This is a genomic window from Ureibacillus sp. FSL W8-0352 (genome assembly GCF_038004345.1).
Lineage (GTDB): Bacteria > Bacillota > Bacilli > Bacillales_A > Planococcaceae > Ureibacillus > Ureibacillus thermosphaericus.
Map to the genome: position 1 here is coordinate 499,654 of NZ_JBBOQT010000001.1, position 15,150 is coordinate 514,803.

16 protein-coding genes are annotated in these 15,150 nt (G+C 34.2%); 14 read left to right on the plus strand and 2 right to left on the minus strand.

Annotated features, from left to right (window positions below; all coding sequences use genetic code 11):
- Positions 1 to 36 precede the first annotated feature (36 nt).
- From NST98_RS02535 to NST98_RS02600, 14 genes are all read left to right on the plus strand, one after another.
- On the plus strand, positions 37 to 2,955 hold the full coding sequence (locus tag NST98_RS02535; protein ID WP_340714337.1) for a replication protein: 2,919 nt from the start codon (positions 37 to 39) through the stop codon (positions 2,953 to 2,955).
- Positions 2,952 to 3,770 (plus strand): distal tail protein Dit, encoded by an 819-nt coding sequence (locus NST98_RS02540; RefSeq protein WP_340714338.1) that lies wholly within the window; start codon positions 2,952 to 2,954, stop codon positions 3,768 to 3,770. Before NST98_RS02535 ends, NST98_RS02540 begins: the two co-directional genes overlap by 4 nt.
- 17 nt (positions 3,771 to 3,787) lie before the next feature.
- Positions 3,788 to 6,784: a hypothetical protein gene (locus NST98_RS02545; RefSeq protein WP_340714339.1), complete on the plus strand. Its 2,997-nt coding sequence runs from the start codon at positions 3,788 to 3,790 to the stop codon at positions 6,782 to 6,784.
- Between the two features lie 14 nt (positions 6,785 to 6,798).
- Positions 6,799 to 7,119: a hypothetical protein gene (locus NST98_RS02550; RefSeq protein ID WP_340714340.1), complete on the plus strand. Its 321-nt coding sequence runs from the start codon at positions 6,799 to 6,801 to the stop codon at positions 7,117 to 7,119.
- A 2-nt stretch (positions 7,120 to 7,121) separates the two neighbouring features.
- Positions 7,122 to 7,238, plus strand: coding sequence for a CD1375 family protein (locus tag NST98_RS02555; RefSeq protein WP_340714341.1), 117 nt, complete (start codon positions 7,122 to 7,124; stop codon positions 7,236 to 7,238).
- Positions 7,239 to 7,510: 272 nt separating this feature from the next.
- Positions 7,511 to 8,323, plus strand: a complete 813-nt coding sequence (locus NST98_RS02560) for a hypothetical protein (protein WP_340714342.1) — start codon at positions 7,511 to 7,513, stop codon at positions 8,321 to 8,323.
- A 44-nt stretch (positions 8,324 to 8,367) separates the two neighbouring features.
- On the plus strand, positions 8,368 to 10,167 hold the full coding sequence (locus NST98_RS02565; RefSeq protein WP_340714343.1) for a phage tail spike protein: 1,800 nt from the start codon (positions 8,368 to 8,370) through the stop codon (positions 10,165 to 10,167).
- 25 nt (positions 10,168 to 10,192) lie between these two features.
- A complete protein-coding gene (locus NST98_RS02570) occupies positions 10,193 to 10,396 on the plus strand; it encodes a hypothetical protein (protein WP_340714344.1) in 204 nt (67 codons plus the stop codon).
- Between the two features lie 49 nt (positions 10,397 to 10,445).
- Positions 10,446 to 10,703 carry a hypothetical protein gene (locus NST98_RS02575; RefSeq protein ID WP_340714345.1) on the plus strand — a complete coding sequence of 86 codons (258 nt, stop codon included), beginning with the start codon at positions 10,446 to 10,448 and terminating at the stop codon, positions 10,701 to 10,703.
- 4 nt (positions 10,704 to 10,707) lie between these two features.
- The gene (locus tag NST98_RS02580) at positions 10,708 to 10,917 is read left to right on the plus strand and encodes a hypothetical protein (RefSeq protein ID WP_340714346.1); all 210 of its coding nucleotides are present in this window, start codon (positions 10,708 to 10,710) and stop codon (positions 10,915 to 10,917) included.
- Between the two features lie 49 nt (positions 10,918 to 10,966).
- Positions 10,967 to 11,626 (plus strand): M15 family metallopeptidase, encoded by a 660-nt coding sequence (locus NST98_RS02585; protein ID WP_340714347.1) that lies wholly within the window; start codon positions 10,967 to 10,969, stop codon positions 11,624 to 11,626.
- A 221-nt stretch (positions 11,627 to 11,847) separates the two neighbouring features.
- Complete coding sequence (locus NST98_RS02590) at positions 11,848 to 12,279, plus strand: BrxA/BrxB family bacilliredoxin (protein ID WP_340715649.1); 432 nt, start codon at positions 11,848 to 11,850, stop codon at positions 12,277 to 12,279.
- Entirely contained in the window at positions 12,267 to 13,058 is a 792-nt protein-coding gene (locus NST98_RS02595; RefSeq protein ID WP_340714348.1) for a class I SAM-dependent methyltransferase, read from the plus strand. The genes NST98_RS02590 and NST98_RS02595 overlap by 13 nt, the downstream gene beginning before the upstream one ends.
- A 56-nt stretch (positions 13,059 to 13,114) precedes the next feature.
- Positions 13,115 to 13,699, plus strand: a complete 585-nt coding sequence (locus NST98_RS02600; protein WP_340714349.1) for a hypothetical protein — start codon at positions 13,115 to 13,117, stop codon at positions 13,697 to 13,699.
- A 110-nt stretch (positions 13,700 to 13,809) separates the two neighbouring features.
- Here NST98_RS02600 and NST98_RS02605 read toward each other — a convergent pair whose 3' ends face one another.
- Both NST98_RS02605 and NST98_RS02610 read right to left on the minus strand, forming a co-directional pair.
- Positions 13,810 to 13,956, minus strand: a complete 147-nt coding sequence (locus NST98_RS02605; RefSeq protein WP_340714350.1) for a hypothetical protein — start codon at positions 13,954 to 13,956, stop codon at positions 13,810 to 13,812.
- Positions 13,957 to 14,274: 318 nt separating this feature from the next.
- Positions 14,275 to 15,084 (minus strand): EcsC family protein, encoded by an 810-nt coding sequence (locus NST98_RS02610; RefSeq protein ID WP_340714351.1) that lies wholly within the window; start codon positions 15,082 to 15,084, stop codon positions 14,275 to 14,277.
- Between the last annotated feature and the right edge of the window lie 66 nt (positions 15,085 to 15,150).

The following is a 15,150-nucleotide window of genomic DNA, read 5'->3' on the forward strand; positions in this document are numbered from 1 at the left end:
GATACCCTCTTTTATTTGGTATAAGGTGGTGAGACGGTGAGTAATAAAGCAATAAAGGGTATTACTATTAAACTTGGTTACGAAACTACAGGACTCGAAAAGGCATTAAAGGATATTAACAAAGAGACATCTAAAACTCAAAAAGAGTTATCTCAAGTTAATAAATTATTGCAATTCAATCCTCAATCAACAGAATTACTAGCACAAAAACAAGAATTGTTAAGTAAACAGATACAACAAACAACTACAAAGCTAGATTCATTAAGACAAGCCCAACAACAGGTAGAGGAAAAATTTCGAATTAGAGAAATTGGTGAGGAAGCGTATCGACAATTTCAACGAGAATTAGTATCAACAGAAAGTAAATTAAATACATTTAAAAACCAATTAGCAAGTTTGCAAGCTGAGCAGCAACGAATGGCAACATCTACAAAGCAACTTCAAACATTTTTTGAAGCGACTGGAACAACAGTAGATGACTTTGCTAATAGTTTGGGTAGCAAATTAACTAATGCGATTCGTGGCGGTACAGCTACAGCGGATCAATTAGAGTTGGCACTTAAAAAAATAGGTCAAGCTGCTTTAGGTACTGATATTGACATTGATAAGTTTAAGCAAGCACTTAATGGTGTTGATGATGGTAAATCATTAAAAAAGGTGCAACAGGATTTATCACAAGTAGCGAAAGAAGCCAACAAAGCAGAAGATGCAGTTAATGATTTAGGAATTCAAATTAAAGATGTAGTTGCTGGTTTATCAATTGGTGGTGGATTAGCAGGTGCAGTAAGCCAGGCACTTGATGTATCAACACTAAATACAAAAATTGATATTACTTTTGATGTTCCAGAGTCATCCAAAAAAACAATTAAAGATGCGGTTAGAGAAATAGAGACGTATGGCATCGAAGGTGAAGAAGCCCTAGAGGGTGTACGTAGGCAATGGGCGTTAAACGCTAATGCTACCGACGAAGCAAACTTAAAAGTAGTAAAAGGTGCATCTTTAATTGCAAGTGCATACACTGGCATCGACTTTATTGAATTAATACAAGAAGTCAATGAAGTTGCAGGTGCATTAGAAATAAGCAACGAAGAAGCACTTGCATTAACTAACGCATTATTAAAAGCAGGATTTCCACCTGAACAATTAGACACAATCGCCGAATACGGACAGCAAATGCATGACATCGGCTTCACTGCACAAGAAATTCAAGCCATTTTTGAAGCGGGAATTGATACGAAAACGTGGAACATCGATAACTTGAATGACGGTGTTAAAGAAGCGCGTATTTTAATGGCTGAATTTGGATATGAAGTCGATAAATCCATGAAAGAATTATTATCTAGTGCTGGAATGAGTGCTGATAAGTTCCAAGCATGGGGGCAAGCTGTTGCAAGTGGCGGTAGTGAAGGTTCAAAAGCAATGGCTGAAATGGTTACATGGTTGGATACTATTGAAGATTCAACGGTTAAAAATGAAATAGCTGTAAAAGTGTTTGGGACAAAGTGGGAAGATCAGGGGCAAAATTTAATATCAGTTTTTAAAGGTTTAAACGATGTTCAAGATAAGACAACTCAAAATATGGATGAGTTAAATAATGCAATTGCACAAATGGATAGTAGCCCAGCGGTGTTAATGAAGCAAGCATTTGCAGATATAAAAACAGCATTAGAACCTGCGTTGTCTGTGATTGCAGAAATAGTTGCTAGTATTGCTAAATGGGCAAGTGAAAATAGTACATTAACTGCAATTATCGTAGCTGTTACATCGGCAATTGGTATGATAACAGCAGGAGCATCGCTATTAGCTCCAATCATAACGGCATTATCAACATCAGGGGTTGGTTTATCAGCTGTATTATCTGCTTTAACGGGACCAATTGGCTTAACTGTTGCAGCAATCACAGCTTTAGGTACAGCAATCACAGTTGCATACACACAATCTGAAAGTTTTAGAGAAAAGGTAAATGAAGTATTTACTGCTATTCAATCCATTATCGAAACCGTAATCAGTATAGTGGTTGAATATCTGCAAGAAAAACTGGAGACAATCAAACAATTCTGGGCTGAAAATGGCGAGCAAATAATGCAAGCTGTAGACAATGCATTTAACTTTATCAAGAGTGTTATAGAGTTTGTAATGCCTTTTGTTAAAGCATTAATAGAAGATACATGGAATGCTATTAAAAATGTTATTGATGGGGCATTAAATATTATTATGGGTGTCATTAAAACATTTAGTAGTTTATTAACAGGTGACTTCAGTGGTATGTGGGAAGGTATCAAGCAAATATTCTCAGGTGCTGTTGAAGCAATATGGGGACTATTACAATTGGGATTTTTAGGTAAAATCTTCAAAGTCATTAAAGGGTTTGGCGGTAAAGCAATCGATGTTATCACAGATATGGCAGGTAAATTTAAAGGTAAGTTTGATGATATTTTATCAAGTGCTAAATCAAAATTTGATGCTGTAAAAGATGCTATCATGACACCTATTAATAAAGTAAAAGATGGTGTAAAAGAGGCATTAGATAAAATCTTTGGATTCTTTAGAGATTTGAAACTACCTGAAATTAAAATTCCGAAAATCAAATTACCACATTTCAAAATCAAAGGAGATTTTAGTTTAAGTCCGCCAAGTGTACCTACATTTAGCGTCGATTGGTATGCTAAAGGCGGTATCTTAACGAAACCAACGATATTTGGAATTAATGGAAATAGTTTAATGGTAGGAGGAGAAGCAGGAAAAGAAGCAGTATTACCATTAACACAAAAAGTATTAGCTGGTATAGGACAAGGTATTGTACAAAATATGCAACACTCACAAAATATTTATATCCAACCTGCACCGATTATTTTAGATGGTCAACAAATTGGTGAGATTACATTTAACACCATTAATCAAAAAATGTATGCAACGACTAATATCACTGCACTAACAAAAGGGGTGCAACTATGATTATACAATTATTAGATGGGATTAAATACGATATTGGGGATTACTCACTTAAAAGGTTATACCACCATATTCCATCAATCAGCATGGTACATAATACTACTACTGCTAATGGAAGAGGTGGTTTATTATTTTTAGACAGCCAATATGGTGAGAGGATTATTACAGTTGAGTTATTATATCAAGCTACTGGTATATTCGACTATTATTTATTGCGTGATAAAGTAAATGCTTTATTCACAAGACCAGAACCGTATTATATCGTATTTAAAAACGAACCATATAAGCGTTGGTTAGTGAGGGTAAATAACAATTTTGAGTTACCACCTAATCAACAGATGGAAGCATTCACTATTGAATTTACGTGTGAAAATATTTTTTCGGAATCCATCGGCACAACGCTTGAAATGCAAAATAATAAAGAATGGGATGTTGGATTATTTGCATGGAATGATACTATCACATGGGATGATGATTTATCTTACACATTTACTAATAAAAACTTCAATGTAAAAAATCTAGGCAATGTAGATATTGATCCGAGAGAGCATGAGTTAATAGTTACTATCAAAGGTGATTTTCCTAACGGTTTAACAATGATTAATAATACTACTGAAGAAGTTTATCAGTATAATGGGAAATTAACTACTTCCGATACATTAATGATCAATGGAATTAGAACATTAAAAAATGGTATTTCCGATTTTGGTAGTACTAACAAAAAATTAATTACTTTAAGACCAGGTGAAAATAACATGACAATTTCAGGAGGTACTATGTCGAGTATCTCTTTTAATTTTCGCTTTTTATATAAATAGGAAAGGAGCAAGTAATATTGACTATTATATTACATGACACTGGTAATCCGATTAATCGTGACGAACGCAATAAAATCAATGAAAACTGGTCACGCATTATTGAAGGTTTAACAGATTTGCAAAGACAGATTTATATCTTATCGGGCGGTAAAGAAATCGATGAATTATTAGAACGTATTGATAAAGCATTAGAAGATGCTAATAATGCTACAACAGAAGTTAATAGTAAAATTGACGAAGCTACAAATTTAATAAATCAATTAGTGGATCTTATTAACGAATCTCAATTAATAATTAACAACGGGAATCAACTTATTAATGATGGAACTCAATTAATCGATACATTAACATCACTTAAAAGTGATTTGGAGCAGTTAAAAAGTCAAATAGAAGATATTGCAGATAGTGAAGCAGAGCGAATTGATAATGAGAATGACCGAATTGCAAACGAAGATGAACGTGTTATAAATGAACAAAATCGTATAAATGCTGAAGCACAACGTGATGCAGTTTTTAATAATCGGATACAACAAATTAATGAAGTATTGCCTAATATTTTGAATCTTGAAGGTCTTTCTTCATGGGAATCAGCAAAACAATATTATAAAAATAACATTGTTGAATTTAATGGATCCTCATATATAGCGTTAAAGGATAATAAAGGACAGACTCCACCTACTCTTCCAACAAAACTAAATGAATATTGGATGTTGTTAGCACAAAGAGGTGTTGATGGAGAAGGTTCTGTAAGTTCTGTCAATGGTAAGTCCCCTAACATTGATGGTAATGTCGAGTTAACAGCAGAGGACATAGGTGCAATTCCAATTTCTGAAAAAGGAGTCGTTGGCGGAGTTGCCCGTCTGAACGAAGACGGAAAAGTTGTAGATGCGAACGGAAATGAAGTCGAAGGAAAAGTTAAATCTGTGAACAATATTTTACCAGATGAAAATGGAAACGTTGAATTAAATCCTAGTGATATTGGGGCAGCAAGTAATACAGATTTGACATCTCTGCAGCAAACAGTTAATGAACACTTGGCTGATATTGAAAACCGACTAACAGCAGGGCAATCTGAAACAGTCGTACTCAATCGTGGCGATAATATTACAGAAGCTGAATTAGATTCTATAGTCAAAGCGATAAATTTTGAACCTCAAACAATTGTGAATCATGCTCCATTGTTTGATAATGGCGCATGGGAAATACACTCAAATGCTACCGTTATAGATTCTACAACATTAAGAGTAACTCCTACTGGTGATTTTCAACAATCTAAAATCGACCCTCTTTATTTAAAAGGAGATACTACTTATACTATTACTTATGAATTATCTGGAGTAGATAAAAATGTTTATGTAAATATAGGATTTTACGATTCAACCAAAACTGCTATTGGGTATGCCTATAGTGATTCCAATAAAGGCACAACCCAATTAACATTCAAAACACCTTCTAATCTTTCATATTGTAAGTTATTTGTGACTACGGAGACTAATAATGGACAAACGTATACTATAAAAAATATTAGTATAGTAGAAGGTTCTCAACCAAAACCTTTTGTTGCTAATGTAAAAGGTACACACAACCCTTCAATCATTAATAAAACAAATGGAACATATCTAACACTGTTAGGTACATTCCACGAAGGTGACGAAGTTTTCGTTGATACGGATGGAAAGTTGAAAGTTCGTAGGAAGTGGAAAGAGGTTGAGTTAACTGGTGATGAGGATTGGAGTATTCATTATAACTACAGTGATTATAAAGCAGTAAGATGTCCAGCATTGAAAAATGTCGTAGGTTTAGGTAGTGATTTTAAAGCAACAGGAGTAAAATTTAACGGACTTATTATAAGACCTAGAGGTACCGTAGCTTTTGGTACAGATGTAATAGTTAATACAGAAGATTATATGTATGTAACTATCTCTAATTCTGATAGCGGTTGGGGGCAAAACTATACTCCAACTAAAGAGGAAATACAAGCGTATTTTAAAGGTTGGAGAATGTCTACAGAGGGTGGAGATAAAAAGAATGGCGCATATAATGGAACAGGTAATAAATTATGGTATCCATTTACTAGATTAAATGAGACGTATAACCCTTCCTATGCTGTAATAGGTACAGCACCTACTTATGAGCCGAATCAAAATAACAGCGGAACATGGCAACCATACCGCTTAATCTACGAACTAGCAACCCCAACAGTAGAAACCATTCAAACAGTAGGTAATCTACGATTAGAGGAAGGCACGAACGAATTAACGCTAACGGAAGGTATCATTCGTAGAGAAATTACTAATCCAATTGTTTACGAAAACGGTTATTCATATACAAATTGGACTGCATATCCTAAAACCTTATTAAATTATAAATTAAATAAATTAATTGCAGTTTATAAAAACGGTGAAATAGATGACAATTGGAATGAAAGTGATTTTGAAGGATATGGAAAATACAGGCTATTTAAAAGAAATAAAATTGACCCAACAGCAGTTTATACAGTAGACTATATTCCACTTGAACCATACAAAATAACAGCACCTATCAAAACACTAACGATTGAATATACATCAAGTTTAGGTTCAGTAGTAGAAAAACTTGTAGAAGAATCTTCAGAACAAGGAAATCGTATCTCTGTTATTGAACGGGATATGGTGAGAAAAGGTGAAGGAGTTCAAATAATTAAACCTTTATTGTATGCACCATTCAAATACGTTAATGAATATATAGGCTTTGATGGATATTTTAAAAACTCCTTAGGTATGGTTTATGGTAATTTATTCATAAAAATAAATAATGAAGATGAAATAGCTGCTCATAAAAGTGTATTCACATTACCTAAAGGATTCAGACCATCTAAAACTATTATGACTGTAGGTATGGCTTATACGGATAACACAACAGGGTACCCTATACTTATAGCTATTACATCTAATGGTTCAGTACAGTTAGCTAATGCCTACGCTGTAGGTAAAAAAACATTTATAATTTCCTTTAGTTTTAAGGCGGAACAGTAAGGGAAGGTGGTTTCATGGCAAAGCATATTTTTGATAAAGATGGTTTCCACATAGGGGAATTTGTAAAAGGCGTGGTTATAGATGAAGGCGACCAAGTTATTGAAATAGAAATTCCGCATGGTGTATTCTATCAACCGAGATTGGTAGACGGTGAACTTGTAGAAGGTTTATCACAAGAAGAAATAGAAGCAATTAAAAATCAACCAAAAGAATTATCGATGGAAGAACAACTTGCATTAGCAATCGCTGAATTAGACGCACAGCGAGAACGAGATAAGACAGCAATTCAATTAGCAATCACAGAACTCGCTACAATGTTATTAGGAGGTGAGTGATTGTGGCATGGCTTTATTTCGATTTGATTAAGAAAAATCTTTGGAAATTAGAAAATGTTCCTCTAGTTTGGCGAGAACAAGTGAGACAAATGTTAGAAGCTGATGAAAACGCACAGTAATGCGGCGTTATTTTTACAACAAAATAGTCTCAAAGTGTTCAGTAATTAAAAAATGTTTTAATATTAAATTTTTATTATGAACTTAAAACAAATTAATAGTAAATTCGATTTATAAAATACATTAAAATTTCAATTTTATTAAGAAAGTAGAATTATTATGGGTATTCGATTTTGTAATTAGATTAATAGTTTTTTAATCTTTTGACTACACTTTAATATTGGAATATAATAATTAAAATGTTAAATATTTCAATATTAAAGTGGTGATTTAGTTGACATTTTCCGATTTCCCAACAGAAATTAGTATAGCAAGTTTAGTACCTGTTATTTTAGTACTTATTAAAAATGGTATTGATTCATTGCAAATGCAGACAGTTGAAAAGATTTTTTTAACTACTTCAAAAAAGTTATTATTACATTTAACAAATATAACTTTAATTTTTAGTTTAATTGGATTGTTTTTTTATTTGATTATATTATATGCTGATAAGAGTAAAAATTTTAGTTGGTTAGACTTTATACTTTTTGATGTTTTTGTAATTGGAATTGGAATAGTAACTTCTTTAATATCTAATACATGGATCAATTTTTTAGCGGTTAAAGTTCAATTTACATTTCAATATAAAAATGAGAAGTGGAGAATTATCAGAAGAGTTGATAAAAAGACCATGTTAATTGCAAGAAATCCTAATGAAACTCTATTTGTAAATGTTGAAAAAGTAAGAAATGAAATAATTACACGAGAATTGTATAAGGAAAAGAAATTATTGTTACAAAAATATGTTTTAAAATATAAAAAAATTAGTTATAGTATTTTGACTGTGCTAATTCTAACCTGTATTTTAATACCTTTTTTTAGTTTAATATCTTTATTTGGTATTGAAATACCTTTATTGAGTGATTTTATATCTTTTTTAAATAATAAACCATATGAAGTTATTTTAATAACTTCTTTTATAGTAATAATTTTAATTTATTTAGTATCCATTCAAATTCTAATGATTTATAGTAATAATCATGTGTTGTATGAATTATCAAATAATAAGCCTCAAAATAATAATGAAAACCAAGCACACTCTCAATAATTTGAGGGCGTTTTATTATGTAATTTAATTAGGTAGGTGATAATTTGATTTACGTTAAACGTGGTTTAGAAGCAGAACCACTCAATCACATACAAGCATTATCTATAGAAAAAGAGGTTAATGGTAGTTTTCAACTATCGTTGACCTCTTTTAATTATGCAAATAACCCAGCATATCCACTATTACAAGAAGAATCTATAGTTGTGGTTGAAGAATATGAGTTTCGTATAAAACAGATTCAAGAAAATCAATACAGCAAATCAATTACAGCTATCAGTACATTTTTTGATCTAAATGATGATCGGAAAGATGATGTGTTCGCGGGTACAAAATCATTTGTTGATTTTGCTACATGGTTATTTAATGGTACAGGATGGACTTTTACCACTGATATTGAAGAAAGCAGATATATCCCGGATTTCGGTAATGCTAATATTATTGCTTTAATTAATACACTATGTTCAACATTTGAATGTGAATATGAAATATTGCCGAATAAACGAGTTCATTTCGCTAAACAAATTGGTGGCAATTACGATTACCAATATCGATACAAGCACAACATCAAAGTATTAAATAAAACCGTAGACACATCAAATGTAAAAACATACATCGAAGGCTATGGTGCAGACGGTTTGTATGTAACTTATACGTCACAACTCGCAGATAATCCGCTGTTTGGAATTCGTAAAGCGGATCCGATTTATGATGATCGATTTACTCACGCAGATTCTTTGTTGGAACACATTAAGTCACAATTAAACGATATTCCGGCAGTAGCACTGGAATTGGATGTTGTGGAACTTACATCAAGAAATCTTGGTGAAACAATTTGGCTTATTTACGAGCCTATGGATATTGAATTATCAACTCGAATCATGAAGCAAACATTAGGATTAATTAACGGTCAATTAGCAACGACTAAAGTGGTTGTTGGTAATGTGCTTCCAAAAACAGCACAAGATTTATTGGTTCAGCAAAAAATAGAAATTAATGAAAATAAGAAGGAATTCCGTAGCAAAATTGAACAGACGAATGATCGCATTACTTTGGAAGTAGAAGAGTTGGGCGGCCAAATAGCACAGGTTAACGTTAAAGCAGACAATATTGAATTAACTATTAATAATCGTATAACTCAAGAAGTATCGGCATTGAACATTCGTGCTAATGGTATTGAAGCAAATGTTAGTAATGCACAAAGTCAAATAGCATCGTTACAGATTCAAGCAAATTCGATACAATCACAAGTGACAAATTTAGATAAAAACGTATCAACTCAAATCAAACAGCTAGAAGATGAAATTGAACTTAAAGTAGATGAGAGCGATTATACCGGTAATAAGATCATTAGTAAAATCAATTTGACTTCCACAACAGCTACAATACAAGCAAACAAAATCAACTTAGTAGGGGCTGTAACAGTTTTAAGTGACATAACAGGTAACCTTGGGACTATAACAGCTGGTAATATTTATTCAGCCAATATCAATATTTCTGAGGATGTTAAAATCGGAAACAATCTGCACCTCGGTTCATTATCTAGTTTTTCGACTAGTAAAAGAATTGTATTTAACAACTATGCGAATATTCGAGGAGGTGGAAGTGCTGCGAATGGCGATGGTTGGGGAATTGAGATTTCTGCTTCGATTGTAGAAATAGCAGGTGAGTTAATTGTAGATGGTGATGCTACTTTCGAGCAAGATTTAGAAATCGATGGAGATTTAATCTTCAACGGTGGCTCACAATGGAAACTAAATGCAAGCGGATCAAGATTATACTTTAGAAAAAACGGCAGTAATTTATTTTACATTGATACAAGTACAGGCGAGGTAGTACCACAATAAACTTTTAACAAAAGGAGTGATTAGTATGAATTATCAAGTACATTTAAACACTGGCCAAATTATAACACTTAATGGAGTAACAGATTTTAATGCAGCAACTTTTACACAAACATTAAACGATCGTCAAATCTACTTTGTAAATATTGGAGGTGCAATTGTTAATAAAAATACAATTATGTCAATTGTTCCAGTGAACGAAAGTGCAGAAAATGCAAATGAAAACGACTAATAACTCTTCATATGAAGGGTTTTTTATTTTTTGAAAGTAGGTGATTTTTTTGGAAACAGTAACGGTAGCTGAACAAATTGCTAATTCACAAGTCGTGTGGTCGATTCTATGTATTTTACTAGCTGGTTATGTATTATGGCACTCGAATAAACGGGAAACTAGATTACTTGATAATTTAAGTGAATTAACAAAGGCACAACAAGAACAAGCAAAAGCGATGCAAAAAATCAGCGAAAATTTGGACACGCTTGAAGGTCGAATGGACCGAATGGAAAAATACACATACAAAAATCAAAAGGAGTGTTGATTATATGGATTTAACAGTTATTTTTGTTATAGCAGTTGTGTTGGTGTCCATTATTTCAGCAGTGGTTGAGGTATGCAAAAAGACTTTTAATATTAAAACACGTTATTTACCGATTACATCCGTTGTAGTCGGTATTTTTGTTGCTATTTTAGTATGGCCGTTAACAAATTATTCGCTTTATTTAATGATTGTAGCAGGTATTATTGGGGGGTGACAGCAAGCGGATCATTTGATTTAGCTAAGGCTATGAAGGGTGATAAAAAATGAGCGTAACAACAACTTGCCGTGACATTAACGAATTATTACCGGTCGCTCAAACTGCTTGCAAGTTGCTATTTCAAGAATGCTATAAAGCGGGGATTCGAGATATTTTTATTACAGAAACTTACCGAACGCAGGAACGACAAAATTATTTATATCAGCAAGGTCGCAGTCGTCCAGGCTCAATAATCACATGGACCTTAAACAGCAGACACACAAGCCGCTTAGCGTGGGATATCGCAGTAGCACCACCTAAAGCTCTTTACGATGTGAATACATTAAATAAAGTCGGCGCCATTGCTCGAAAGCTGGGCATTACTTGGGGTGGAGATTGGGTCGGCAGTGTGGATCGTCCTCATTTTGAAGTACCCCCATCTTGGACGATGCCAAAAGGTTATAAATTAGAAGGTACGGTAATTGTGCCAACAACAAGTAATTTAAAAGTGCAGCTAATTGTGGAAGATAAACAAATTAAGGAGGAAACGAAAATGTGGGACCCAAAATCACCAACAATGTATACAGAAGCTGAAAATTTCATTGAGCAAGCTGTGAAAGATGGTATTATTCAAAAACAACATTTAGATGATCTAAGAAATAGGAAAATGACAACCGACAGATTACTAGGTTTGTATATTACGATTGAACAACGAAGAAATAAATAATATACTAAATGCTACGGTCGGCGAAGCATTTAAAACACTCATAATGTGTTAGACATGTTGCACAAAATTTTTTACTCGTTTAACACTTATTTAAAAAAATAACACAAAAATAACATTTATTCCGAAATTAATTAAAAAAATACGAAATGCAACTTTCTGTAAATGCTTAAAAATCCTTGATATAATAAGATTTGTGAAAAAATATGAAAGGGTGCGAAACGATGAACGCTTATGAAGAATATATGAAAGCCATCGTGCAGCCAATGCGTCAAGAATTGGTGGACGTTGGATTTAAAGAATTAACAACAGCAGATGAAGTCAATGAATTTATGGCAACAGCGAAAGGGGTATCGCTTGTTGTGATTAACTCCGTATGTGGTTGTGCGGCTGGAAGTGCACGTCCAGCAGTAAGAGAAGCAATTAAAGAAATCAAACCAGATCACTTAGTGACGGTATTTGCTGGACAAGACCGCGAAGCAACAGCGGCTATGCGTGCATACTTTGAAGATATTCCGCCAAGCTCCCCATCCATTGCTATTTTACGTGATGGACAATTAGAATACTTTATTCCAAGAGAACAAATTGAAGGTTTTTCAGTGGAACAAATCCGTGACCATATTACGGGCGTGTTAAAACAAGCATGCGGAAAGTAATTGTGACGACAGCAGGTAGGCCAGATGAAGAGTCTTTTCAGTTGGCAAAACAAATTAGCGAAGAACTTCATGTTCGTTATGTTCCGCGAAAGAAACGTTCTGTTGCGAAAATCGGCAATCTTTATCAAGCCAATGTGATTGTTGCCGGGAAAAATCGGTTCGAGTATTATGTGAAAGGCTCTTCAACGCCTTTCTTTTTTCATCCTGATACGGCCGCTTTTCGTTTGAAGCGGTTAGAGAGAGGGGAAACGGAGCCGTTTATTGAGTCTTGTGGGCTGCAACCTGGCGATTCATTTCTTGACTGTACATTAGGAATTGGTTCAGATGCGATTATTGCTTCTTTTGCTGTTGGCGAAAGTGGAAAAGTGGTAGGTGTGGAAGTAGATCCTATCATTTCTTATCTTGTCCGGAGAGGATTAAAAGAATATGAAACGACAGACCCAGTGCTAAAACAAGCGATGGAGCGGATTCAGGTTATTCATGCTGAGGCAGTTGAATTTTTAAAGAAGCAGCCAGATAGTACCTTTGATGTTGTATATCTTGATCCGATGTTTGAGGAGACCATTGAAGAATCAAATAACTTTGAATCACTAAGAGAAGTCGGCAGCCATCATCCATTAACGGAAGAATGGGTGAAGGAAGCGTATCGTGTGGCGAAAAAGCGGGTGGTGTTAAAAGCTCATTTTCGTTCAACTCATTTTGAAGACTTGGGTTTTGAGCGAAAAGTGCGCTTGACATCGAAATTCCACTACGGGGTATTAGAAAAAATTAATTGCTGATTACAGCAAGTGTATAAAGTATAAAAAGAGCGAATATGGCAAGTTCGTTCTTTTTTGTGTGGAAATTTTTTTGGTGCGGATGGGGAGTCGCTTGTGCGTATGGGAGACCAACTTGTGTAGATAAAGTATTCACTCGTGCGTATGAGAAATCAACTAGTGCAGATAAAGTATTCGCTTGTGCATATGGTATCTTAACTTGTGTAGATGAAGTATCCGCTTGTGCGTATGATATTTCATCTTGTGTAGATAAAGTATTTACTCGTGCGTATGGGAAATCAACTAGTGCAGATAAAGTGTTCGCTCGTGCGTATGGGAAATCAACTAGTGCAGATAAAGTATTCGCTTGTGTATATGGTATCTTAACTTGTGTAGATAAAGTATTTACTTGTGAGTATGGGATTTCATCTTGTGTAGATAAAGTATTTACTCGTGCGTATGAGAAATCAACTAGTGCAGATAAAGTGTTCGCTTGTGCGTATGGGAGACCAACTTGTGTAGATAAAGTATTCACTCGTGCGTATGGAATCTCAACTAGTGCAGATAAAGTACTCCCTCGTATATATAGCATCCCAACATGTGCAGAAGAAGTCCTCACTCGTGCGTATAGGAACAAGCTTTCACGTGCGAATGGAGCAGTATAACTTGTATTGATCAAATATTCACCAAGCTCCAAATAGAAGTTTCCAATCTACTTTTACACATTTACTAAGCGTATGTTCATTCATTTTCCATATAAAAAGACACTCGTCCATCATTGTGATTGAGTGTCTTTTTGTAATTGTTCCATTTTTTGCTTAAACCATTCTTCTACTGTTAACCCACTGGATTGAATCTCTCTTTGTAGTTGTTCATAGTACAATTCAGCAACTTTTATTGTAAATATTCTATTTTTCTTCATGATTTCCCCCTAATCGATGCGTAATGAAGAATTCATCGAAACATGATGTCGCCAACACGCTTTTATTTTCGCTAGATCCAAATCGGTGCGTTATGAAAAAATTCATCAAAACTCTCCAACAACGAATGTAGTTGATGCAGGCTTGCGATTGAATCGGTGCGTTATGAAAAAATTCATCAAAACTCTCCAACAACGAATGTAGTTGATGCAGGCTTGCGATTGAATCGGTGCGTTATGAAAAAATTCATCAAAACTCTCCAACAACGAATGTAGTTGATGCAGGCTTGCGATTGAATCGGTGCGTTATGAAAAAATTCATCAAAACTCTCCAACAGACAATTCTTTTAATCTTTCCTTCACTCTTCTTTTCCGATAAAGCATGTTGCCAGTTTCTGCGATGTTTTCAATCATACCTTTATTGGCGAAAGCTCCGAATAGTATGCCGGCAATTGGTATCGCTTGGAAGAATTTTTTCCAACCAAATTGATCACGGAACGTATAAAACACTTCTTGCCATCCTTTTAATTGCTGGATTACATCCGTAGAGAATTGTTTATCCATTTCCGACAATTCTTTTAAGATGGCTTCCTTTCCAACAATATCTGCATTTGCAAATTGCAAACATTTCACGATAAATATGCGTTCTATCTTATCATTTGGATCGTATCCATGAATTATGGCAATTTCCTGAAGGGTTTTCAAGGAAATTCCCAATATCACAGGAATATCGATGACAAGAGTAAATAATCCGCCTACTCCCGTTGAAGCTCCTTGCACCGTTGCAATCGCTGCGCGGTTTTTCGAAAGCTGCTCGGAAATCTTTTTCATCTCTTCAATCGGTAAATTTCGAATCTCTTCTATCGAGTGGATATTTTTAACAGAGGAATGTTGATTGATTCTTTTAATGATAGCTTGTTCACTAACTAAATATTTTCCGCCTGTTTGAATGTAGCTTCCTAATTCATCCACTAATTCAGCAACTTTATTTTGAATCCATTTTGGTGTCAATTTATCTAAAATTTTAAAGGGGATTCTACCGATTTTTTCCCAAAAAAATAAATCTTTTTGTTTCTTTTCCCATGCTTCAATCTCTTGTAAATAGGCCAATAATTGCTCTTTTGTTTCCAATATTCATTCTCCTATTCGTTTTTACCATACATTATTTGTAGCGGTTTCCTATTTATACGAGTTCCT